General features: G+C 72.7%; 24 protein-coding genes. 13 read left to right on the top strand and 11 right to left on the bottom strand.

Going from position 1 to position 21639, the window contains the following annotated elements; genetic code table 11:
* Window positions 1–125: 125 nt before the first annotated feature.
* Window positions 126–1802 carry an MFS transporter gene (locus BMX65_RS12975; RefSeq protein ID WP_075000404.1) on the top strand — a complete coding sequence of 559 codons (1677 nt, stop codon included), beginning with the start codon at window positions 126–128 and terminating at the stop codon, window positions 1800–1802.
* Between the two features lie 152 nt (window positions 1803–1954).
* Here the strand turns inward: BMX65_RS12975 and BMX65_RS12970 are convergent, their stop codons facing one another.
* From BMX65_RS12970 to BMX65_RS12960, 3 genes are all read right to left on the bottom strand, one after another.
* Window positions 1955–2524 (bottom strand): hypothetical protein, encoded by a 570-nt coding sequence (locus tag BMX65_RS12970; protein ID WP_075000403.1) that lies wholly within the window; start codon window positions 2522–2524, stop codon window positions 1955–1957.
* A 341-nt stretch (window positions 2525–2865) separates the two neighbouring features.
* Window positions 2866–3162, bottom strand: coding sequence for a hypothetical protein (locus BMX65_RS12965; RefSeq protein WP_075000402.1), 297 nt, complete (start codon window positions 3160–3162; stop codon window positions 2866–2868).
* A gap of 100 nt (window positions 3163–3262) precedes the next feature.
* Window positions 3263–4477, bottom strand: coding sequence for a helix-turn-helix domain-containing protein (locus BMX65_RS12960; protein ID WP_075000401.1), 1215 nt, complete (start codon window positions 4475–4477; stop codon window positions 3263–3265).
* Window positions 4478–4813: 336 nt separating this feature from the next.
* Between BMX65_RS12960 and BMX65_RS12955 the strand changes: the two genes are divergently transcribed.
* The 4 genes from BMX65_RS12955 to BMX65_RS32845 all read left to right on the top strand — a co-directional run bounded on the left by BMX65_RS12955 (window position 4814) and on the right by BMX65_RS32845 (window position 6308).
* Complete coding sequence (locus tag BMX65_RS12955) at window positions 4814–5254, top strand: SRPBCC domain-containing protein (protein ID WP_075000400.1); 441 nt, start codon at window positions 4814–4816, stop codon at window positions 5252–5254.
* Window positions 5241–5615, top strand: coding sequence for an ArsR/SmtB family transcription factor (locus BMX65_RS12950; RefSeq protein WP_075000399.1), 375 nt, complete (start codon window positions 5241–5243; stop codon window positions 5613–5615). Before BMX65_RS12955 ends, BMX65_RS12950 begins: the two co-directional genes overlap by 14 nt.
* A complete protein-coding gene (locus BMX65_RS12945; RefSeq protein WP_075000398.1) occupies window positions 5602–5985 on the top strand; it encodes a VOC family protein in 384 nt (127 codons plus the stop codon). The genes BMX65_RS12950 and BMX65_RS12945 overlap by 14 nt, the downstream gene beginning before the upstream one ends.
* A 152-nt stretch (window positions 5986–6137) precedes the next feature.
* The gene (locus BMX65_RS32845; RefSeq protein ID WP_177214261.1) at window positions 6138–6308 is read left to right on the top strand and encodes a hypothetical protein; all 171 of its coding nucleotides are present in this window, start codon (window positions 6138–6140) and stop codon (window positions 6306–6308) included.
* A 180-nt stretch (window positions 6309–6488) separates the two neighbouring features.
* Here BMX65_RS32845 and BMX65_RS12940 read toward each other — a convergent pair whose 3' ends face one another.
* The 3 genes from BMX65_RS12940 to BMX65_RS12930 all read right to left on the bottom strand — a co-directional run bounded on the left by BMX65_RS12940 (window position 6489) and on the right by BMX65_RS12930 (window position 8879).
* Window positions 6489–7361 carry a 3-hydroxybutyryl-CoA dehydrogenase gene (locus tag BMX65_RS12940; protein ID WP_177214260.1) on the bottom strand — a complete coding sequence of 291 codons (873 nt, stop codon included), beginning with the start codon at window positions 7359–7361 and terminating at the stop codon, window positions 6489–6491.
* 275 nt (window positions 7362–7636) lie between these two features.
* The gene (locus BMX65_RS12935; protein WP_075000396.1) at window positions 7637–7843 is read right to left on the bottom strand and encodes a DUF1918 domain-containing protein; all 207 of its coding nucleotides are present in this window, start codon (window positions 7841–7843) and stop codon (window positions 7637–7639) included.
* Window positions 7844–7868: 25 nt separating this feature from the next.
* Window positions 7869–8879, bottom strand: coding sequence for a DMT family transporter (locus BMX65_RS12930; protein WP_075000395.1), 1011 nt, complete (start codon window positions 8877–8879; stop codon window positions 7869–7871).
* Between BMX65_RS12930 and BMX65_RS12925 the strand changes: the two genes are divergently transcribed.
* Window positions 8878–10338 (top strand): aminotransferase-like domain-containing protein, encoded by a 1461-nt coding sequence (locus tag BMX65_RS12925; protein ID WP_075000394.1) that lies wholly within the window; start codon window positions 8878–8880, stop codon window positions 10336–10338. The genes BMX65_RS12930 and BMX65_RS12925 overlap by 2 nt on opposite strands.
* Window positions 10339–10505: 167 nt before the next feature.
* On the top strand, window positions 10506–11072 hold the full coding sequence (locus tag BMX65_RS12920) for a histidine phosphatase family protein (protein ID WP_075000393.1): 567 nt from the start codon (window positions 10506–10508) through the stop codon (window positions 11070–11072).
* A gap of 103 nt (window positions 11073–11175) precedes the next feature.
* On the opposite strand, the gene BMX65_RS12915 is transcribed toward BMX65_RS12920, so the two are convergent.
* The 3 genes from BMX65_RS12915 to BMX65_RS12905 form a co-directional block, all read right to left on the bottom strand.
* Complete coding sequence (locus BMX65_RS12915) at window positions 11176–12159, bottom strand: aldo/keto reductase (RefSeq protein WP_075000392.1); 984 nt, start codon at window positions 12157–12159, stop codon at window positions 11176–11178.
* Window positions 12160–12308: 149 nt separating this feature from the next.
* Entirely contained in the window at window positions 12309–13016 is a 708-nt protein-coding gene (locus BMX65_RS12910; RefSeq protein ID WP_075000631.1) for a class I SAM-dependent DNA methyltransferase, read from the bottom strand.
* A gap of 119 nt (window positions 13017–13135) precedes the next feature.
* Window positions 13136–14254 (bottom strand): FAD-dependent oxidoreductase, encoded by a 1119-nt coding sequence (locus tag BMX65_RS12905; protein ID WP_075000391.1) that lies wholly within the window; start codon window positions 14252–14254, stop codon window positions 13136–13138.
* 53 nt (window positions 14255–14307) lie between these two features.
* On the opposite strand from BMX65_RS12905, the gene BMX65_RS12900 reads away from it, so the two are divergent.
* Window positions 14308–15000 (top strand): TetR/AcrR family transcriptional regulator, encoded by a 693-nt coding sequence (locus tag BMX65_RS12900; protein ID WP_075000390.1) that lies wholly within the window; start codon window positions 14308–14310, stop codon window positions 14998–15000.
* Between the two features lie 181 nt (window positions 15001–15181).
* A complete protein-coding gene (locus tag BMX65_RS12895) occupies window positions 15182–15922 on the top strand; it encodes an alpha/beta hydrolase (RefSeq protein WP_075000389.1) in 741 nt (246 codons plus the stop codon).
* A gap of 181 nt (window positions 15923–16103) precedes the next feature.
* On the opposite strand, the gene BMX65_RS12890 is transcribed toward BMX65_RS12895, so the two are convergent.
* Together BMX65_RS12890 and BMX65_RS12885 are read right to left on the bottom strand one after the other, a co-directional pair.
* Entirely contained in the window at window positions 16104–16547 is a 444-nt protein-coding gene (locus BMX65_RS12890; RefSeq protein WP_075000388.1) for a MarR family transcriptional regulator, read from the bottom strand.
* Window positions 16544–17074: a MarR family winged helix-turn-helix transcriptional regulator gene (locus BMX65_RS12885; RefSeq protein ID WP_075000387.1), complete on the bottom strand. Its 531-nt coding sequence runs from the start codon at window positions 17072–17074 to the stop codon at window positions 16544–16546. Before BMX65_RS12885 ends, BMX65_RS12890 begins: the two co-directional genes overlap by 4 nt.
* Before the next feature lie 188 nt (window positions 17075–17262).
* Between BMX65_RS12885 and argC the strand changes: the two genes are divergently transcribed.
* The 4 genes from argC to BMX65_RS12865 are packed head-to-tail and all read left to right on the top strand — an operon-like array spanning window position 17263 to window position 21633.
* On the top strand, window positions 17263–18291 hold the full coding sequence (gene argC, locus BMX65_RS12880) for an N-acetyl-gamma-glutamyl-phosphate reductase (RefSeq protein ID WP_075000386.1): 1029 nt from the start codon (window positions 17263–17265) through the stop codon (window positions 18289–18291).
* Window positions 18288–19460, top strand: coding sequence for a bifunctional glutamate N-acetyltransferase/amino-acid acetyltransferase ArgJ (gene argJ, locus BMX65_RS12875; RefSeq protein WP_075000385.1), 1173 nt, complete (start codon window positions 18288–18290; stop codon window positions 19458–19460). The genes argC and argJ overlap by 4 nt, the downstream gene beginning before the upstream one ends.
* The gene (gene argB, locus BMX65_RS12870; RefSeq protein ID WP_075000384.1) at window positions 19457–20428 is read left to right on the top strand and encodes an acetylglutamate kinase; all 972 of its coding nucleotides are present in this window, start codon (window positions 19457–19459) and stop codon (window positions 20426–20428) included. The genes argJ and argB overlap by 4 nt, the downstream gene beginning before the upstream one ends.
* Window positions 20425–21633, top strand: a complete 1209-nt coding sequence (locus tag BMX65_RS12865; RefSeq protein ID WP_075000383.1) for an acetylornithine transaminase — start codon at window positions 20425–20427, stop codon at window positions 21631–21633. Before argB ends, BMX65_RS12865 begins: the two co-directional genes overlap by 4 nt.
* The last annotated feature ends 6 nt before the right edge of the window (window positions 21634–21639 follow it).

Here is a 21639-nt window from a genome sequence, read left to right as displayed (position 1 = left end):
AGCCCGGACGATCTTCTGATGGACGGTCGGCGGCGGTTACGGGTGACGTCGTGGCAGCAGCGAACTCATCATCCCGTCCGGCGGACTCACCGCTCCGCAGCCTGATCCCTGCTCGTATCGACCGGATGCCCTGGTCCGGTTTCCACACGAAGATGATCGCGGCGCTGGGCTGTGCGTGGATCCTGGACGGCCTGGAGATCACGGTCGCCAGCTCGATCACCCCGGTCCTCACCCGCTCGGACACCCTGGGGCTCTCCTCCAGCGAAGCGGGCCTGATCGCGACCGTCTACCTGGTCGGCCAGGTCACCGGTGCGCTCTTCTTCGGCCGGATGGCCGACCGCTTCGGGCGGCGGAAGCTCTTCCTGCTGACGTTCGGCGTCTATCTGTTCGGCAGCGGGCTGACCGCGCTCACCTACGGGCAGGGGCCCGGCTGGGACGCCTTCCTGTACATGACCCGCTTCATCGCCGGAACCGGTATCGGCGGCGAGTACGCGGCCATCAACTCGGCGATCCAGGAGATGATGCCCGCCCGCTTCCGGGGCCGGGTCGATCTGCTGGTCAACGGCACCTACTGGGCCGGCGCCATGGTCGGCACCGTCGCCGAACTGGTGATCCTCAGCTCCTTCGACGACGCGGTCGCCTGGCGGATCGGGTTCCTGCTCGGCCCGGTCCTGGGCTTCTCCGTGCTGTTCGTCCGGCGCCATCTGCCCGAGAGCCCCCGCTGGCTGATCATGAACGGGCGGGAGGCCGAGGCCGAGGCCGCCATCGCCCGGATCGAGTCCGCCGTGCGCGCCCACGGCAAGAAGCTGCCGCCGGTCGAGGACAAGGACGCCATCGAGATCAGCGAGTCGGCGCACAGCACCTACGTCACGCTGCTGCGGGTGCTCTTCCGGAGGTACCCCAAGCGGGCCGTGCTCGCCTCCACGCTGATGATCACGCAGTCGTTCCTCTACAACGCGATCTTCTTCACGTACACCCTGGTACTGACGAAGTTCTACGGCGTCTCCGACGAGGACGCCCCGATGTACCTGCTCGCGTTCGCCGCGGGGAACCTGCTGGGTCCGATCGTCCTGGGGCCGTTCTTCGACATCGTGGGACGGCGCTGGATGATCGCCGGCACCTACCTCTTCTCCGGGTGCGCACTGGGCGTCACCGCGACGCTGTTCGTCGCCGACGCGCTGACCGCGACCACCCAGACCGCCGCCTGGTGCATCATCTTCTTCTTCGCCTCCGCGGGCGCCTCCTCCGGCTACCTGACGGCGGGCGAGATCTTCCCGCTGGAGGTCCGCGGCAAGGCCATCGCGCTCTTCTTCGCCATCGGCCAGGCCGCCGGAGCCACCGGCCCCTACTTCTACGGCTGGCTCATCGGCGACGGCACCGAACGCGGCAGGCTCTACATCGGCTTCCTGGTCGGCGCGGTCATCATGGTCATCGGAGGACTGGCCGAGACGTTCCTCGGCGTGGACGCCGAACGCAAACCCCTGGAGGCGGTCGCCATGCCGCTCTCGGTGGTGCGGACCTCGGTCGACGCGGCCCGCCGCCGGACGGTCGAGAAGCTCAGGAAGCCCAGCGACCAGCCGGTAGCCGCGCAGGACGGTGCGCCGGAGGCGCCGGATGGCGCGCCGGGCCCGGCGCCGGAGGTGCCGGACCGGACCGCGGCCGCCCCCTTCGACGGCAAGCCCGACAAGCCGCTCGGAACATCGAGCGGTTCCTCCGGCACGTCCAACACGTCGGGCGGCTCCTCCGACGACGACCCGGACCAGCCCGGCGGTGAGCCGCACGCCGACACCCCCGCCGTGTGACGCCGGGCCGCCGGGCCCGCTTCCGGGCCCGGCCGGTACCGCCGCGGGGCCGCGCACACCCGCCGGGGCAGGCCCGGGAGCGCGGCGCCGGCTCGTCCGGCGGAAGCCGCTCCGGCGCGCCGGCACACGACGACGGGGCCTACGGCGACGGGTCACGGCCGGTCGTCGTCCCGGCCCGGCTGACGCCGGTACAGGACGTCGAGGGGCTCGGGGACGGTGTCCGGGTCGAGGGGCAGTCCGGCGCACAGTCCGCAGCGCCACTCCTGGAGGCCGGGCCCGGTGCAGCGGACGTGGACGACCAGGTGGAGGTTCTGGTCCGCGGGGCAGACCGCGCAGCGGTAGGGGGCCGCGGGCAGTACGCCGGTGCGGGCGGCCGCCAGGAGCCGGACGCACGCCTCCAGTTGCACATCCGGCGGATCGTGCGCCAGCCAGCGGGGGAGCAGCCGGAACGGCGGGATGTCCGCGCCCGCGGCGAGAGCCACCCCCCAGGCCCACGCCTCCTGCGCGGCGGCGAGAGCCAGCCGGCTGGCGGCGTGGGTGGCCGGGTGGGCGCTCTCCGCACCGCGCGCCTGCCAGGCCAGCTCGGTGAGGGCCGCGGTCCGGTCGGCGAGCGGTGCCTCCGTCCATGCGGCGGGCGCGGTCACGGCGGTGCCGTCCCAGTACCGCCCGAGTCCGCCGGACACGACCTCCAGCAGGCCGCTCGGCGCGTCCCGGCCGGTCATGGTGTGCCGTCCTGTCCGGCGGTCCCGGGCATCAGCGGTCCTCCTGGCGGGTGAGCGGGCGGGCAGTGGCGGCAGCGGGCGCTGACGACCCGGCCCGTGCCGTCGCGTCCGCTGGTCAGCTCCAAGGGCTGCTTGCAGCGGGGGCAGGCGCCGTACCAGGTGCCGCCCCGGGGCGTGGTCGTCGCGGGTTCAGGCGGCATCCCGGTCACGTCCCTCCCGGCAGCGCGGGCACCGGCAGGGCCCCCAGTCGGCACGCATGGCACAGTGCTTGCCGCCGCGCAGCGTGCGCCACCGGCTCCAGGTCCGGCCGCCGTCACGGGAGACGCGGATCCTCAGGGTGCTCATGCGCGGCGGCTCCCGGCGAGCCGACGGCCGAGCTCGCGCAGCCCGCGGCGCCTGCGTTCCAATGCGGCGTCGTAGTCCGCGCGTTCCGCTGCGGTGGCGGCACGTACGTGCTCCGGACGGGCCCGCCACTCGTAGCCGGTCGGGGTCACCAGGACGTACAGCGGCGGCGGCCCGCCGAGGACCTGCTGTACGCGGCCCACCCAACCGGGCTCGGGCGGCACGAGCTGCCGCGTGGCCTCGTCCACCAGGTAGTCACCGCGCTTGAAGGGTGCGCGCTCCGTCGTCTGTGTCATCGCCGTGTCCTCTGTAGTGGGCAATGCACAGACGGTAAGAAGCCGTGCGGGGGGCTACAGGTAGGGTCTGTACCCCCCTCCCGACAGGTACGGAGTGTACCTACGCGGACACCCTCAGTTTGGCGCGGAGATACCTCACTTCGTCCCGCACCAGTCCGCGATCGGGCGTCTCCCGCAGGGTCGAGTGAGCGAACAGGTTGTACCGCACGGTTTCCGGTGAGGTCTCGAACGCGCGCTTCAGCAGGTGCACCACCGCCACGGTCTCGCCCTGCAGAGCGTAGGCCCGAGCCGACTCGATCTGATGGAATGCGCGTCGTGTAGCCGACGGCGTCCCTTCGATCTCCACGGCGTGAGCCGCCTCCACCGCGGCGCCGGGCCGGACCAAGTCGTTCTGCATGGTGATCGCGTAGGCGTCCACCATGCCCCGGCCGAAGATGAGGTACGGGTGCGAGTAGTCAGGCCCCAGCCGCCGGGCCGCCTCGTCGGCACGGTCCCAGAACCGGTCGGCATCACCGCGGCGGCCGACCTTCGCATACGACAGGGCCGCAGCCAGGTGCAGGAGTCCCCAGCGGGCCAACTCGTCCCGTGACGCCTCCGGGCGCAGGAGGTCGGCGGCCTTCATCGCGAGGTCGACGCGGGCTTCGTGCCGCTCGCCCGCGTCCCGGAAGACGTGGTTCATGTACCAGGCAGCGGCAGCCATCGCCCTGGGGCTGTCCGCGTCCTGGGCAGCCGCCATCGACCTGTCTCCGGTGAGCATCACCAGCTCGGGCGCGGGCTGGAACGAGAGGAAGAGCTGGGCGAGGTGGTACGTCTCCGCGAGTGCGACCAGGGCACGGCGCCGGTCGACTCCGTCGAGAGCTCGTGCGGAGTGCTGGGCGTCGGCGAGCAGGTCGGGCAGGACCGCGGCGATGCGCGTGCGGTGTTCGCCAGGTGCGTGCCACAGGTGCCAGGCGTGAGAGACCCTGCGCGCCAGCTCGTCGGCGCTCTCGGGTTCCTCGTCATGGCCGGAGAGACGATAGGAGGTGAGGGCCGCGCGGACGCCCGGAAGAGCTTCGTGTGCCGTCTTCGCATGGGCTGCGGCTGTCACGCGGTCGTCGCCGGTCAGTTCGGCGAGATCGGTGACGCCGAGTACGTCTGCCAAGTGCAGGAGCAGGGGAAGCCGGGGGCATTTGAGGCGGCCGGTCTCGATGGCCTTGACCCATTCGGTGCTGCGGCCGACGAGTCCGCCGACGACTGCTCTGGTCTGTCCGTTGCGGATGCGCGCTCGGCGGACCCTCTGGCCGAACGTCTCGCTGCTGTCAGTCTGCTCGGGCATACGGGACTCCTCGTTCTGACCTGGACACTCAGAACGGTACGCCGATCGGGGCCCGGGTGGCGATCCTCCGGCCGCCGTCTCCCGTGTGCGCAGGGGCTGTTGGGGTCGGGGTGCGCCTCGGGCCCGGCCCTTTTGAGGGGAGAAGAAGTCCGCGGACAGCGGGTGCCGACACGCGGGCAGGGGAAGCGCCGGTCGTGGCTCGAGCTGGGGTGGATGAGTCACGGCGGACGGTTGGCAGGTCGTGCGACGCTCGCGCGTTCCGGGCCGGGCTTGTGGAACGTTCATCGCAACCATTAGGTTGCCATCATTATGGCAACTCAAAGGTTGCGAAGGAGTATGGGTGTGGTTCCGGACAGGATCGAACGCGAGACGGTGCTGCGGCATCCCGCCGAGCGGGTGTGGGCCGCGCTGACCACCGCCGAAGGGCTGTCGCAATGGTTCGGCTCGGTAGCTGAGATCGATCTACGGCCCGGCGGTCGAGCGTATTTCCGCTGGGATGGCCTCGACCAAGAATCCGTCGCCACGATCACGATCGTCGATCCACCACACCGTTTGGCGTTCAGGTGGCCAATCGAGGGCTGGCCGGGGGACGACGCGCCCCTGACGCTGGTGACCTTCACCCTGGAGCCCGTAGCGGACGGGACCCGGCTGCGTCTGGTGGAGAGCGGGTTCGCCCAGGCCGCCGACCACGTTGCCCGGTCCGCCCACCAGGCCAACAGCCAGGGATGGACCGCAGAACTGGGCGATCTGGAGACCTACCTCGATGCGGCGGCCTGATGCACAGGAACAGGCCGTCGCGGTGTTCGCGGCGCTCACCGATCCGACCCGGCGGGCGCTGCTGGACGAACTCGCCCACGCCGGACCCGCGACCGTCACCGATCTGGCCCGGCGGCTGCCGATCAGCCGACAGGCAGTGGCCAAGCACCTCGACCAGCTCGCCGAAGCGGGCCTGATCAGCTCCGCTGAACCGGCCGGCCGGCGCCACCCCTACCGGTTGGAACCAGCGCCCATCCGCGCGGCCCAGATATGGCTGGCCACGCTCGCCAACAGATGGGATGACCGGCTGACCGCGCTGGAACGCGCACTGGGCGCCACCGCCACCCCGACCAAGGAGCCACCTGACAATGAACCAGCCTGAGTTCACCGCCGGTCTGAACATCGCCATGAAGATCCCCAAGGCGCAGTACGAGGCCACCGTGGTCTTCTACCGCGACACCCTGGGATTCGACGTCAAAGAAGAGGACGTTTCCTACGCCCCGACCGTCTCAACAACTCATTCGGTGCGGTTCGGCCCCAACACGCTGTGGCTGGACTGCGTCGACAACTACAGCCAGCCCGACCTGTGGTTGCAGCTCCACACCGATGACCTGGACGCGGCGACCGCCACACTGGCCGGCACCGGCATCCGCCCGTGCGACGAGGTCGAACCCCTGCACAACCTCGAATCCAGAACCCACTGGATCAAGAACCCGGCCGGCGTCGTTCACCTGCTCGCAGAATCCGGCTGAGCTGCCCAGCCCTTTGCGTGTCCTTCCGGATCGGCACCTTCGCTGTCCGCCAACCAGCACTTTCACGACCGACCACCAGCGCTTGGGGCTGCTGCATGGTCTGGTGACATCTGTTCCGGCTTGCCGTCGGGGCAGCCTGGAAGGATGTGGCCGTGCCGGTTCCCTGCCTCCAGGAGTTCCGTGACGATGTCGTGCGCGTGGTCCGCAACCGGGAGAACCGGCTCTGGGCCGCCTGGCGAGCTGCACAGCGCAGCAGCGAGACGCGCGCAGCGGCACGCGGCGTCCAGGGGTGGCGACGCGCCCGCAGGGGCGCCACCAGGTAGCCGATCAGGAGATCGCCTTGCCGGTGGGGCGACGCGACTTCAGCACGGCGTTCCAGGAGTCCACGAACTGCCGCACTACTGAACGACCTTCGAAGGCCGCTACCGGTACGTCCGGCAGCGGCCTTCACTGTTCCAGGACCGCGACTGGTGGTCGACGGCCGGACAGCATGTCTCCGCAGCTCAGGAGTAGGCGTAGAAGCCCGCGCCGGCCTTCCGGCCCAGGCGGCCCGCGTCGACCATGCGCTGGAGGAGCGGGGGAGCGGCGTAGAGCGGCTCCTTGAACTCGGCGTACATCGAGTCGGCGACCGAGGCGACGGTGTCGAGGCCGATCAGGTCGGTGAGCTTGAGCGGGCCCATCGGGTGGGCGCAGCCCATCTCCATGCCGTTGTCGATGTCCTCGCGGCTGGCGATCCCCGACTCGAACATCCGGATGGCCGAGAGGAGGTAGGGGATCAGGAGCGCGTTGACGACGAAGCCGGAGCGATCCTGTGCCCGGATGGTGTGCTTGCCCAGTACCTGGCCGACCACGGACTCGGCCCGCTTGACGGTCTCTTCGCCGGTGGTCAGGGCGGGAATCAGCTCGACGAGCTGCTGCACCGGCGCCGGGTTGAAGAAGTGGATGCCGATGACCTGGTCGGGCCGCGAGGTGGCCACGGCGAGCTTCACCAGCGGGATCGAGGAGGTGTTGGAGGCCAGGATGGCGTCGCTGCGGGTCACCACCTGGTCCAGCACCTGGAAGATCTCCGTCTTGACCTGCTCGTTCTCGATCACGGCCTCGATGACCAGATCGCGGTCGGCGAAGTCGCCCAGGTCGGTGGTGAAGGAGAGCCGCTCCAGCGTCTCGTCGCACTCCTGCCGACTGATCTTGCCGCGGTCGGCGGCTTTGCCGAGCGAGTTGACCAGCCGGGTGCGCCCGAGCTCCAGGGCCTCACCGGTGGTCTCCGCGACCATCACCTCGAGGCCGGACCGCGCACACACCTCCGCGATACCCGCACCCATCTGCCCACAGCCCACCACTCCGACGCGTGCTACGTCGGCTACAGACTCCGTCACCTCGTGCCTTTCGCTGAACTTCACGGTCCGCAGCGAACCCGTCCCGAGTGTTGTGAGGGCCGCCGGGACACGTTGCTCCGCCGCCCGACGTTACCTGTGCCGACACAGGTGGAGTGGGGCGGGTGCGAAAGGTCACCAATGTGCGGAGTGGGGTGCTCCTGTCGCGGGCCGGTGCCGGTGCCGGTGCCGGGGCCCCGGCCCGCCGGACGCGGGCAGCCCCATCCGGCCGGGGGGCCGGAGCGGTGGCCCTCCCGCGGGGGATCGGTCCGCCGGGGTCAGCGCTGCTGACCGTGCGGTTCCCGGTGGCCCTGCACGACCGAGTCCGGGCCGGGGGAGACCACGGCTTCGTGGCCGTCGTCGAAACGCACCCGGTACGGAGGTTCACCCTCGGTGCCCAGGACCTCCAGGATCTCCGCCGTACGGTCGTGCTGCCCCACGGTCCGTCCGTGCATCAGCAGTTGGTCGCCCGTGTTCGCTCGCATGGACTTGCCCTCCTGTTACGGGTGGTCAGGCGCGGCTGCGCTGTACGACCACGATGCACACCAGCACGGCGAGCGCCGCCGCGGGTGCGGCGGGGGACAGGCGCTCACCGAGTAGCAGCACCGCCCATACCAGCGTAAGCAGCGGCTGGGCGAGTTGCACCTGGCTGGTCCGGGCCACCCCGGCGAGGCCCATCGCGCGGTACCACAGGAGCATGCCGACGAACTGGGAGGCGACCGCGCCCCACACCAGGCCCGGCACGGAATGCGAGGTCAGCGCCACCGGCTCGTGGGCCAGGGCGAGGGCGGAGCCGACCGCGGCCACCGGCAGGCAGGCCACCAGTGCCCAGCCGATCACCTCCAGCGCGGGCAGCTCCCGGGCCAGCCTGCCGCCCTCGGCGTAGCCCGCGGCGCAGACCAGCAGCGCCCCGCACAGGAACAGGTCGCCGACGGCGAGGGCGCCGCCGCTCTGCTGCACCGCGAAGGCCACCACCACCGCGGCGCCGGTCAGCGCGGCCACCCAGAACAGCGGAGCGGGACGTGAGCCGGTCCGTACGGTCGAGTACAGCGCGGTCGTGAGGGGCAGCAGGCCCACGATCACGGCGGCGTGCGAGGTGGTCGAGGTCTCCAGGGCGAGTGTGGTCAGCAGCGGGAAACCGATCACGACACCGGAGGCGGCGATCGCGAGCCCGCCCCAGTGCCGCCGGTGCGGGACCGGTACCCGCCGCGCCGCGAGCACTCCCGCGGCGACCAGTCCCGCGATCAGGGCGCGCAGCGCGGCGGCCGTCCACGGGCCGAACCCGTCCAGCGCCCAGCTCGTCGCGGGGAAGGTGAGGGAGAAGAAGACGACTCCCAGCACGGCGAAGACCGCGCCGGTGCTGGTCGCCGGGGCGCCGGGCCCGGGAACCGCGGCCGGGCCCGGGTGCTTCGGCGCGGGAGTGGTCACGGCGGCGGGGTGCGGGGCCGCTGTCGGCGCCGTCAGGTCCGGGGCCGGGTCCGCTATCCGCGCGGGCCGGATAGCGCTATCGTTGTCTCTCATGGTCGAGCGTAGCAGTGTTGCTGAACTGGCCGCTTCCCTTCGAGGAGAGCTGGACCGCTACTCCCCGGGTGAAAAGCTCCCGTCGAGCCGGTCACTGGTCGAGCGGTTCCGGGCCGGGCCGGTCACCGTCTCGCGGGCACTCGGGGTGCTCGTGGCCGAGGGACTGGTGGTCACCCGGCCCGGCGTCGGCGCCTTCCGCGCCCCTGCCCGGCGCCCGGACAGTGCGCTGCTCCAGCGGGGCGACACCTCGTGGCAGGAGGTGGCCCTGAGCGCGGAAGCCTCCGGTGACCAGGTGCCCCGCAGCGTCGACGCGAACGGCGTCACCACGACGCTGGACGTGCCCCCGCCCGGAGTGCTCGAACTCAACGGCGGCTATCTGCCGCCCGGCCTGCAGCCCACGCAGGCGCTCGCCGCCGCGCTCGCCCGCGCCGGACGCCGCCCGGGGGCCTGGCTGCGGCCGTCCCTGGAAGGACTCGAAGAGCTGCGCGGCTGGTTCGCGCGGGAGATCGGGGGACCCGGCGGCACGGTCGCGGCCGCTGACGTACTGATCACCGCGGGTGGCCAGTCCGCGCTCACCACCGCGCTGCGCGCCCTCGCGCCCCCTGGTGCCGCCGTGCTCGTGGAATCCCCCACCTACCCGGGCATGCTCGCCGCGGCCCGCGCCTCGGGCCTGCGCCCCGTGCCGGTCCCGGTGGACTCCCAGGGGGTACGCCCCGACCTGCTGGCGGACGCGTTCCGGGCCAGCGGCGCACGGGTGTTCGTCTGCCAGCCGCTGTTCCAGAACCCGACCGGCGCCGTCCTCGCGCCGGGCCGCCGCCGCGAGGTGCTGCGCGCGGTACGCGAGGCGGGCGCCTTCCTCGTCGAGGACGACTTCGCCCGGCACCTCGCGCACGAGGACGCCGAGCCGCTGCCGCCCGCGCTGCGCGCCGAGGACCCCGACGGTGTCGTCGTGCACATCTGCTCGCTGACCAAGGCCACCTCGCCGAGCCTGCGGGTGGGTGCGCTGGCCGCCCGCGGGCCGGTGCTGGAGCGGCTGCGCGCCATTCAGATCGTCGACACCTTCTTCGTGCCGCGGCCGCTCCAGGAGGCCGCACTCGAACTCGTCGGGGCCCCCGCCTGGCCCCGTCATCTGCGGACCGTCGCCGCCGAGTTGCGCACCCGCCGCGAACTGACCCTCGCCGCGCTCGCCGACCAGGTGCCCGCGCTGGGCCTGGCGCACGCCCCGCGCGGCGGCTACCACCTGTGGCTGCGGCTGCCCGACGGCACCGACGAGGGTGTGCTGACCGCCGCCGCGCTCCGCGCCGGTGTCGCCGTCGCGCCCGGCAGCCCCTACTTCGCCGCCGAGTCCCCGGCCCCGCACATCCGGCTCACCTTCGCCCCCGCGGCGGCCGAGGGCGACATCGTCGAGGGCGTACGCCGCCTGGGTGCGGCCTGCGCCGAGGTGCTCACGCGGAGCTGACCGAGGCCGCCCGGTGGGCGGAGGCCCAGCGGGTGTGGGCCCGGCCTGCACGGCGCCGCCCGCTTCGCGTGCTCTGCCCGCGTGGCCGCGTCCGAAAGCGGAGTGCGCACACAACTGCCGGACGTCTGCCTCTCGAACACCGGGCCGTCCGGCTCTACTCTCGGCGCATGCACGTGCGAATGACGTTACTCGCCGCGGGCCGCAGCTCTCCCGTGGCGAACGTGCGCTTCGACGACGAGCGTTCCCTGGACGCCGCCGGCTGGGAGGAGGTCGTCCGCCGGGCCCCCGCGCTCTCCCACCTCGCCGCCGCCGAACTGCGCTACTGCTCGCCCTCGGCGCGCTGCCGGGAGACCGGCGCCGTGCTCGGCCTCGCCCCGCTCGCCCAGCCGGCGCTGCTCGAATGCGACATGGGCCGCTGGCGCGGCGCCACCCTCGCCGAGGTGGCGGCCCGCGAGCCGGAGGCCGTGCACCGCTGGTACGCCGACCCGTGCTCCGCGCCGCACGGCGGGGAGTCCCTGCTGTCCTTCATCCGCCGGATCGGCGGCTGGCTCGACACCCGTCCGGTGGGTGACGGCGACCAGGCGGTGGCCGTCACCGAACCGTCCGTCCTGCGCGCGGCGCTCTGCTACGTGCTCAAGGCCCCGCCGCACGCCTACTGGCAGGTCGAGGCGCACCCGCTCGCCACCCTCGCCCTCGCGGGCGGCGCCGGTGCCTGGCACCTCGACCTGCTGTGATCCGCGGCGCCCCGGGCCGCCCGCAGTCGCGATCCGCATGCGGCCCTCCCGGCGCCCGCCGCCGTCCGCGCCGTGCTCCGCGCGGCCACCGGCCGGCTGCCGCTCAGCCGTTGACGAAGGCCAGGCTGCCGTCGTCGTAGCGGGCACCGGCGATCCGGTCCCGCGGAGCCGCCGCCTCGATGTCGGCCAACTCCTGCGCGGTCAGCGAGATCGAGAGCGCCGCCACGTTCTCCTCCAGATACTTCTGCCGCCGGGTGCCGGGAATCGGCACCACCGTGTCGCCCCGGTGCTGCACCCACGCCAGGGCGAGCTGCCCCGCCGTGACGCCGCGCCGCTCGGCCAGTTCCTCCAGCCGCTCGACGATCGCCAGGTTGCGGTCGAAGTTCTCCCCGGTGAAACGCGGCATGCCGCGCCTGCTGTCCGACTCCTCCATGGTGTCGACCGAGGTGTAGCGGCCGGTCAGGAAGCCGCGGCCGAGCGGCGAGAAGGGCACCACCCCGATGCCCAGTTCGCGGCAGACCTGGGCCGTGCCGTCCTCCAGGTCGCGGGTCCACAGCGACCATTCGCTCTGCAGGGCGCTGATCGGATGCACCGCGTGGGCGCGCCGGACCGTCTCCGCACTCGCCTCGGACAGCCCCAGGTGGCGCACCTTGCCCTCGGCGACCAGCTCCGCCATCGCCCCGACCGTCTCCTCGATGGGCACCTCGGGGTCCACGCGGTGCTGGTAGTACAGGTCGATGTGGTCGGTGCCCAGCCGCCGCAGCGACGCCTCGCACGCCTGGCGCACATAGGCCGCGTCGCCCCGGATGCGGATGGGGTCGTCCAGCTTGTTGGCGAAGCCGAACTTGGTCGCCAGCACCACCTCGTCGCGGCGGCCCGCGACGGCGCGGCCGACGAGTTCCTCGTTGGCGCCCTCACCGTAGTAGTCGGAGGTGTCCAGCAGGTTGACGCCCAGGTCGAGTGCCCGGTGGAGGGTGGCCACGGAGGTGGCCTCGTCGGACTTGCCGTAGGCGTCGCTCATCCCCATGCAGCCGAGGCCCTGCGCGGAGACGGCCAGATCGCCGAGGTGGCGGGTGGGAAGGGTCATGTCGGTACCTCCTGAAGGGGAAAGAGAAACGCGGTGAACGGATGCCGGGCCAGGTGCTCCGTGCGATCCGCCAGGGACGCCAGGCGCTGGAGCGTGCTCCAAGGCAAACCCCGCCGCGCCCGTCGTCCGGCCTACCGTCCGTGTGGTGCTCAGCCGTCTTCCCGCGCCCACACCAGCGCGGCCGAGACGGGGTGGTTGCGGAACGTCGCCCACTTCGGTTTGCGGGCCAGCCACCGCTCGTCGACGATGCCCTCGCGCATCTCCACGAGCCGCCACCCGGCGCCCAGTCCCGCCGCCACGTGGTCGCTGAGCAGATGGACGTGGGTCTCGATGGCGATGTCCTCGCCGGAGGCGTCGGTGAAGTGGGTGGGCATGCCGGAGGCCATGATGAAGTGCGGGTGGAAGGCGACGACCACGCAGTGCGCGCCCGGGGCCGCCAGCCGCCGGGCCTCCCGGTAGTACGGCCGCAGATCGGGCAGGTGCTCGTCGATGAGCGAGGAGATCACCAGGTCGTAGGCGCCCGACTCCAGCCCGGTGGCGCGCACATCGCCTTCCTGGAGCCGGTCGTGTGCGCCCCTGGCACGGGCCCGCTCCAGCATCTGCGGGGTGAGGTCGACCCCGTCGAGGGTGCCGGTGACGCCCCGCTGCCGCAGCCAGGCGCCGGTCCGCCCGGTGCCGCAGCCCAGATCGGCCGTCCGCCGCGCCCCGCTCCAGGTGGGCACCGTCAGTTCGGCCAGCAGCGCGAGGTCCATCACGTCCTCGACGGTGTCCTCGTACGTGCTGACCCACCGGCCGTAGCCGGTGGCCACATCCACGGTCCGGTAGCCGCGGGTGTCGAAGTCGGAGAAGGAAGGCATGCGGGGCAGTATCACGGCGGGGCGGCCCGCGGTGCGAGACATTTTCCGGGGCCGGGGCCGGGGCGCGGGGCGCGGGGCCGGCCGGCCGTCGGCGCGGGCGGTGGGACCGCCCGCGCCGGTCAGGACGGCTGGACTTCGTCGAAGAGGGCGACGGCCTGGGCGGGGTCGGGGTTCACCAGGCGTTCCAGACCGGCCGCGGTCAGCTCCGCCCATCTGCCGGCCCGGTCCCACATGCGTTCCTCGTGGGCGCGGACGGCCTCGTCCGGATCCCCGGAGCCGGCGGCGAGGGACTCGGCGAGTTCGGCGCCCTCCAGCATGGCGAGGTTCGCGCCCGCCCCCAGCGGGGGCATCAGATGGGCGGCGTCGCCCAGCAGCGTCACTCCGGGGACGTGCGTCCAGGTGTGGGACACGGGCAGGACGTGCAGCGGGCGGTGGACGAAGGCGGTGCCGCGGCGGAGGAAGTCGAGGACGGGAGCGGCCCAGCCGTCGAACAGCGTCAGCAGATGTGCGCGTACCGCCTCTCCGTCGGCGAGGTCCAGTTCCGTGTGCCAGTCCAGCGGTGCGCGGAACTGGGCGTACACCTTGACGTGGCCGCCGCTGTTGCGCTGCGCGACCAGAGCCCGGTTCGCGCCGTACACGGCCATCGAGCCGTCGCCGACCAGCCGGGCGAGGTCGGGGTGGCGGGTGTCGATGTCGTCCAGGGAGGTCTCGACGAAGGTGACGCCGGTGTAGTGCGGAGTCACCGGCGAGACCGCCGCGCGGGTCCGGGACCAGGCGCCGTCCGCCCCGATCACGAGGTCGAACGTCTCCTCCCGCCCGTCCGCGAAGCGGACCAGTGCGCCGTCCCGCATGCCCGGCACCACCTGTGTCACGTCCTGCCCCCACCGGACGTCCAGTGGACCGAGCAGCAGGTCGCGGAGCCGGCCGCGGTCGATCTCGGGATTGGCCCGCTCGTCCGGGCGGGGCTGCCAGTCGCGCAGCACGGTCCCGTCGGGGTCCAGGATGCGCATGGCCTGCCCCTCGGGGCGGGACACCTTCCGGAACTCGGCCAGCAGCCCGGCTTTCTCCAGTGCGCGCTGACCCAGCCCTTCGTGCAGGTCCAGGGTGCCGCCCGGGGGGCGCGCGTCGGGGGAGGGGTCGCGTTCGAGGACGGCGACGGGGTGGCCGTGGCGGTGCAGGACGCGGGCGAAGGTCAGACCGGCAGGGCCGCCTCCGACCACTGCGATGCGATGTCTCATACCGATACACTGTATTGCGACGCTACGGTGTATCGCAACAGTAGGGTGTTCCCATGACTGTGTGGGACCGGCCGGAACCGCCGACTCGCCCCGTGCCGCTCGACCGCGAGCGGATCGTCGCCGCCGCCGTCGCGCTGGCCGACGAGGGCGGGCTGGAAGCGGTGTCGTTGCGCAAGGTCGCCGCCCGGCTGGACGCCGGTCCGATGCGGCTGTACCGCTACATCTCCACCAAGGAGGAGCTGTTCGACCTCATGGTGGACGAGGTGCAGGGCGAGATCCTCCCCGACGAGCAGCCCGGCGACTGGCGCGAGGCGCTGCGCGTCCTCGCCCACCGCACCAGGCAGGCAGCGCTCCGCCACGAATGGCTCGCCGACCTGCTCGGCGGCCGCCCGACCCTGGGGCCGAACGGCCTCGCCGTGACCGAGGCCAGGCTGTCGGCGCTCGACGGCCTCGCCGGCCTCGACACCGTCATGCGGGCCGTGGAGACCGTCGGCGCCTACACCACCGGCGCGATCAGGCGCGAGGTCGCGAACCTGCGGGCCGAGCGCGCCACGGGCCTGTCCGACCGCGACTGGCAGCGCGCCCACGGGTCGCACGTGACGAAGATGCTGGCCACCGGCCGTTTCCCGGCACTCGCCAAGGCCGTACACGACGGCACGGAGGTGGACGCCGGGACGTCCTTCGCGAACGGCCTGGACTGGGTCCTCGACGCCGTCGCCGCCAAGCTCCCGCAGTCGCCGGCGTGACGCGGGCCCGGAAAACCGTTGGCAGCCCCGCCGCGGCCGCTGCTATGTTGCCGGCGGCCGTGCGAGGAGTGAGGAGGTGGTACCCGTGAACGTTTCGACATGGGTGCTCCCCTCCGGGGTCACGGTCGGGCGATAGGTCGTCCGGGAGCGCCGATCACGCGCACTCCCGAAAGGCACGACCATGCGTTTCACTTCCGAACAGCCCCTCGGTGACGGCGTCCTCGAACGCGCATTCACCCTCGACGGGATCCCCGGCATCCTGTGGACACCCGCCACCGCCGTCGCCTCCGCACCGGTCCCGCTGATCCTGCTGGGCCACCCCACGCTCGGACTGCGCAGGATGTACCCGCGGTTGGCGGCGCGGGCCCGGCACGCCGCAGCGGACGGATTCGCCACCGCCACCGTCGAACTCCCCGGCAGCGGCGACCGGCCCCGCCTGCCCGTCCTCGAACAGGCCCGCGCCGACCTGCGCCGGGCCAAGGAGACCGGCCGTCCGGTCGACGAGGAGATCATCGACGCCCTCGTCCTCCCGCTCGTCGAGGAGGCCGTCCCGGAATGGCAGGCGGCCCTGGACGCCCTGCTGGCGCTGCCAGGGATCGGCGGCCCGGTCGGGTACTCGGGGGGAGTGATCTCCGTCGGCGTCCGCCTCGCGGTCGTCGAGCCGCGCATCGCGGCCGCCGGCCTCTTCGCCGGGAGTCTCGTGCCCCGCGTCATGTTCGAGGAGGCCCGGCGGGTCACCGTTCCGCTGCACGTGCTGCTGCAGTGGGACGACGAGGGCAACGACCGGCAGGCAGCCCTGGACCTGTTCGACGCCTTCGGCTCCCAGGAGAAGTCCCTGCACGCCAACATGGGCGGACACACGGGCGTCCCGCAGTTCGCCGGGGAGGCCGCGGCCCGGTTCTTCACCCGCCACCTGAAGTGAGGGAGCGGCGGCAGGCCACCCGGCAGCGGTAGCGGGCCTGCCGCCGCGCCGGTCCCGGCGCGTTCCCGGTGCGGCCGGCGGGGCCTGCCGCTGCCTGTGACGGAGTGCTTCAGCAGGCGTGTGCGAGCCGGCTGAAGCACTCCGGACCACCGTGCAGCGCTGCGGTCGGGCGTTCGGGCGGTCAGGCCGTCAGCTCCGCGAGTTGCGCATCGGCGCGCTCGGTGACCAGGGCGAGGACGCGACCGGCGGCCGCCAGGTCCTCGTCCGGTATCCCGCCCCAGATGCGGGCGGAGAGGGGTGCGGTCTCCGCTCCGACGGCGGCGAGCAGTTCGCGCCCCGCGTCGGTGGGGCGAAGGAGCGCGTCGTCCGCGAGGATCAACTGCTCGGCCAGCAGCTCGTCGAGAGTGGCGCGGATGTCGACCGGAGCGGCCTTGAGGGAGCCCCGGACCCGGGCGACGGCGTCGTCCGCCGTCAGGGGAGTCCCGGCGGTGACGAGGGTGCGCAGGGCCACCTGCTGCTCGAAGGTGAGGCCGTGCCGGGCCAGGACATGTTCCAGGACGCCGCGGGCGGCATAGTGGGCCAGGCCGAGCATGCGGGCGTCGGCCACGGGTGCCGTGGTGGTCATGGTGCTCTCCTCCGAGTGGTTCCGTCGCTCTGAGCGGTGTCGTCGCTCTGAGTGCTGTCGTCGTGCGGTGCGGATGGCGCGAGAGATACGTCGAGCAGGGTCGTCAGCTCGTCGGTGAACGCTTCGGTTCGCGGACCGTCGAGGCCGCCGAGAGGCTCCAGCAACTGCTGCAGGAGTTGCTGGACCACCGCGATGGCCTCCCGCGTGACGGCCTGGCCCTGCCCGGTGAGGGAAAGCTGTACCGCGCGCGGGTCGCGCGGGTCGCGGGTGCGCTCGATCAGCCCGGCCGATTCCAGGGCCCGCGCCAGCTTCGAGACGTACAGGGCCTCCAGGCCGGTGTGGTCGGCGAGCCGGCGCTGACTCGGCCGCTCGCCGGTGCGCTGCATCCCGTGCAGCGACGCGACCAGGCAGTACTGCGCGTGGGTGAGGCCCAGCGGAGCCACCGCGCGGTCCACTGCGACCCGCCACTTGTTGGCGAGCCGCCATACCAGGAATCCGGGCGTGGGGCCCGGTGCGCCGTTGCTCATGACTCATAAAGTACATGGCTATTATGTCCATGGCTACTGATTTCTGGCCTGCGCGGGAATCTGCGGGCAGGCAGGGGGCTCCCCGTGAGCCGCTGGGCTCGCCCGCACCGCCTCAGGCGATTGATCACACGATTCATTGCATAAAACTGCCGCCCTGCGTATAGTCATGCCTCTGAGGAGGAGGTCTCATGGCAGTGCGCACGGCAGTGGCGGGAGCGAGCGGGTACGCGGGGGGTGAGGTGCTGCGCCTGCTCGCCGGGCATCCGCAGGTCGAGGTCGGGGCGCTGACCGGGAACAGCAACGCCGGGCAGCGGTTCGGCACCCTCCAGCCGCACTTGGTCCCGTATGCCGACCGGGTGCTGGAGGAGACCACCGCGGAGCTGCTCCGCGGCCACGACGTGGTCTTCCTCGCCCTCCCGCACGGGCAGTCGGCGACCGTCGCCGAGCAGCTCGGCGACGAGACGCTGGTCGTCGACTGCGGCGCGGACTTCCGGCTGGCCGACGCCGCCGCCTGGGAGCGCTTCTACGGCACCCCGCACGCCGGTACCTGGCCCTACGGCCTCCCCGAGCTCCCCGGCGCCCGTGCGGCGCTGCGCGGCACCCGGCGGATCGCCGTCCCCGGCTGCTACCCCACCGCCGTCTCCCTCGCGCTCGCGCCCGCCTACGCGGCCGGCCTCGCCGAACCCGAGGCCGTGGTCGTCGCGGCGACCGGCACCTCCGGCGCAGGCAAGGCCCTCAAGCCGCACCTGCTCGGCAGCGAGGTCATGGGCTCGATGAGCCCGTACGGAGTCGGCGGCACCCACCGGCACACCCCCGAGATGGTCCAGAACCTCTCGGCGGCCGCCGGGCGCCGGGTCACCGTCTCCTTCACCCCGACGCTCGCCCCGATGCCGCGCGGCATCCTCGCCACCTGCTCCGCCAAGGCCGCCCCCGGCACCACCGCGGAGCAGGTGCGGGCCGCCTACGAGAAGGCGTACCAGGACGAGCCCTTCGTCACCCTGCTCCCGGAGGGGCAGTGGCCCGCCACCGCCTCCGTGCAGGGCTCCAACGCGGTGCACCTCCAGGTCACCCGGGACCCGGAGGCGGACCGGATCGTCGTCGTCAGCGCGGTCGACAACCTCACCAAGGGCACCGCGGGCGGTGCCGTGCAGAGCATGAACATCGCCCTCGGCCTGGACGAGGGACTGGGACTTTCCACGATCGGAGTCGCACCATGAGCGTCACAGCGGCCGGCGGATTCACGGCTGCGGGCATCGCCGCGGGCATCAAGCAGAGCGGGGCCCCCGACCTCGCGCTCGTCGTCAACACCGGCCCGTGCCAGGCCGCGGCCGGAGTCTTCACCGCCAACCGCGTCAAGGCCGCGCCGGTGCTCTGGTCCGAGCAGGTGCTCAAGGGCGGCCGGGTCTCCGCCGTCATCCTCAACTCCGGCGGCGCCAACGCCTGCACGGGCGCACCCGGCTTCCAGGACACCCACGCCACCGCGGAGCGGACCGCCGCGGCGCTGACCTCCGCCACCGGCACCGAACACAGCGCCGCCGAGATCGCCGTCGCCTCCACCGGACTGATCGGGGAGCGGCTGCCGATGGACGCGCTGCTGCCCGGAGTCGAGGCCGCCACCGCCGCGCTCTCCGCGCACGGCGGCGAGAAGGCCGCCCTCGCCATCAAGACGACCGACACCGTGCACAAGACCGCGGTCGTCTCCGACCCCGCGGGCTGGACGGTGGGCGGGATGGCCAAGGGCGCGGGCATGCTCGCGCCGGGCCTGGCCACCATGCTGGTCGTGCTGACCACCGACGCCGACCTGTCGGCCGGGGAACTGGACGCGGCGCTGCGCGCCGCCACCCGCACCACCTTCGACCGGATCGACTCCGACGGCGCCATGTCCACCAACGACACGGTGCTGCTGCTCGCCTCCGGCGCGAGCGGCGTGCGGCCGGAGGCGGCCGCGTTCGCCGAGGCGGTCCGCGCGGTCTGCGCCGACCTGGGGCAGCAGCTCGTCCGGGATGCCGAGGGCGCCTCCAAGGACATCCGGATCGAGGTGGTCGGCGCGGCCGACGAGGACGAGGCCGTCACGGTGGGCCGCACCATCGCGCGCAACAACCTCCTCAAGTGCGCCGTGCACGGCGAGGACCCCAACTGGGGCCGGGTGCTGGCCGCCATCGGCACCACCGACGCGGCCTTCGACCCCGACGCGCTGGACGTGTCCATCAACGGGGTGCAGGTCTGCCGCGGCGGCTCGGTCGGCGAGGACCGGAACAAGGTCGACATGCGCTTCCGCGAGGTCCGCATCACCGCCGACCTGCACGCCGGAGCCGCGTCCGCCGTCATCTGGACCAACGACCTGACGGCCGACTACGTCCACGAGAACAGCGCGTACTCGTCATGAGCACCCGGAAGCCGAGCACCCGCAAGCACACCGCGCTGCCCAAGGCGCAGACCCTCGTCGAGGCGCTGCCCTGGCTGACCCGGCACCACGGAAAGACCGTCGTCATCAAGTTCGGCGGGAACGCGATGGTGGACGAGGAGCTGAAGGCGGCCTTCGCCCAGGACGTCGTCTTCCTGCGGCACGCCGGGCTGCGCCCCGTGGTCGTGCACGGCGGGGGCCCGCAGATCAGCAGGCAGCTCGACCGGCTCGGACTGGAGTCGGAGTTCCGCGCCGGGCTGCGGGTGACCACGCCCGAGACCATGGACGTCGTACGGATGGTGCTGGCGGGCCAGGTCCAGCGCGAGCTGGTCAACCTGCTCAACCAGCACGGCCCGCTGGCCGTCGGGATGACCGGCGAGGACGCCCGCATCATGGCGGCGACCAAGCATCTGGCCGAGGTCGACGGCGAGCCCGTCGACCTCGGCCGGGTGGGCCGCATCAGCTCCGTGGAGACGGGAGCGATCGAGGCGCTGCTGGCGGACGGCCGGATCCCGGTGATCTCCTCCATCGCCCGCAGCGCGGACGACGACCATGTCTACAACGTCAACGCCGACACCGCGGCCGCCGCGCTCGCCGCGGCGCTGGGTGCCGAGACGCTGATGGTCCTCACCGACGTGGAGGGCCTGTACGCGGACTGGCCGAACAGCGACGACGTGATCAGCGAGTTGACCGCCGCGGAGCTGGAGAAGCTGCTGCCCGACCTGGCGAGCGGGATGGTGCCCAAGATGGAGGGCTGCCTGCACGCCGTACGCAACGGAGTGCACACCGCCCGGGTGCTGGACGGCCGGGTGCCGCACTCCATCCTGCTGGAGATCTTCACCGACGAGGGCATCGGCACGATGGTCGTGCCCGACGCCGTTCCCGCGCCGCGGCACACCCCGCCCGGCGCGCCGCTGACCGTGGACGACGACGCGGAGGGCCCCGCATGACCATCGCGCACGACAACTCCGCCCTCACCGGCCGGTGGCAGGGCGCCCTGATGAACAACTACGGCACGCCGCGCATCCCCCTCACCCACGGCGAGGGCAGCAGGCTGTGGGACGCCGAGGGCAGGCAGTACCTCGACTTCGTCGGCGGCATCGCCGTCAACGCGCTCGGCACCGCGCACCCGGCGGTCGTGCGGGCCGTCTCCGACCAGGTCGCCACGCTCGGCCACGTCTCCAACCTCTTCATCGCCGAGCCGCCGGTGCTGCTCGCCGAGAAGCTGCTGGAGGTCGCGGGCCGGCCGGGGCGGGTCTACTTCGCCAACTCCGGGGCCGAGGCCGTCGAAGCCGCCTTCAAGATCGGACGGCGCACCGGCCGCACCGGCATGGTCGCCACCCACGGCGGCTTCCACGGCCGCACCATGGGGGCCCTCGCGCTGACCGGCCAGCCCGGCAAGCAGGACCCCTTCCGTCCGCTGCCCGGCGAGGTCACCCACGTGCCCTACGGCGACGCGGAGGCGCTGCGCGCGGCGGTCACCGAGGACACGGCCTTCGTGATCGTCGAGCCGGTCCAGGGCGAGAACGGCGTCGTCGTCCCGCCCGAGGGCTATCTGACCGCGGCCCGCGAGATCACCGCCGCCACCGGCACGCTGCTGGTGCTGGACGAGATCCAGACCGGCATCGGCCGGACGGGGCACTGGCTGGCCTGCCAGGCCGAGGGCGTCGAGCCGGACGTGGTCACACTCGCCAAGGGGCTGGGCGGCGGGCTGCCGCTCGGCGCCGTGCTGGCCTTCGGGGCCGCGGCCGAGCTGCTGGAGCCCGGCCAGCACGGCTCCACCTTCGGCGGCAACCCCATCGCCTGCGCCGCCGGGCTCGCGGTACTGGAGACCATCGCCGCCGAGGGACTGCTCGACCACGTCAAGCGGGTCGGCGCGCGGCTGCGCGACGGCGTCGCCGGGCTGGGCCATCCCATGGTCGCGCAGGTCCGCGGTGCGGGGCTGCTGCTGGGTATCGTGCTCACCGAGCCGGTCGCGCCGCGCGCGCAGCAGGCGGCGCAGGACGCGGGCTTCCTGGTGAACGCGGTCGCTCCGGACGTCCTCCGGCTCGCTCCGCCGCTGATCGTCGGCGAGGAGGAGGTGGACGCGCTCGTCAGCGCGCTGCCCGCCGTCCTCGACGCGGCAGCGTCCGGCGCCGCGGCCGGCAGAGGATGATCCGAA

Source organism: Streptomyces qinglanensis (assembly GCF_900111245.1).
Classification (GTDB): Bacteria; Actinomycetota; Actinomycetes; order Streptomycetales; family Streptomycetaceae; genus Streptomyces; species Streptomyces qinglanensis.
The sequence above is the reverse complement of the archived record's forward strand: the minus strand, read 5'-3'. Positions and strand labels throughout refer to the sequence as shown.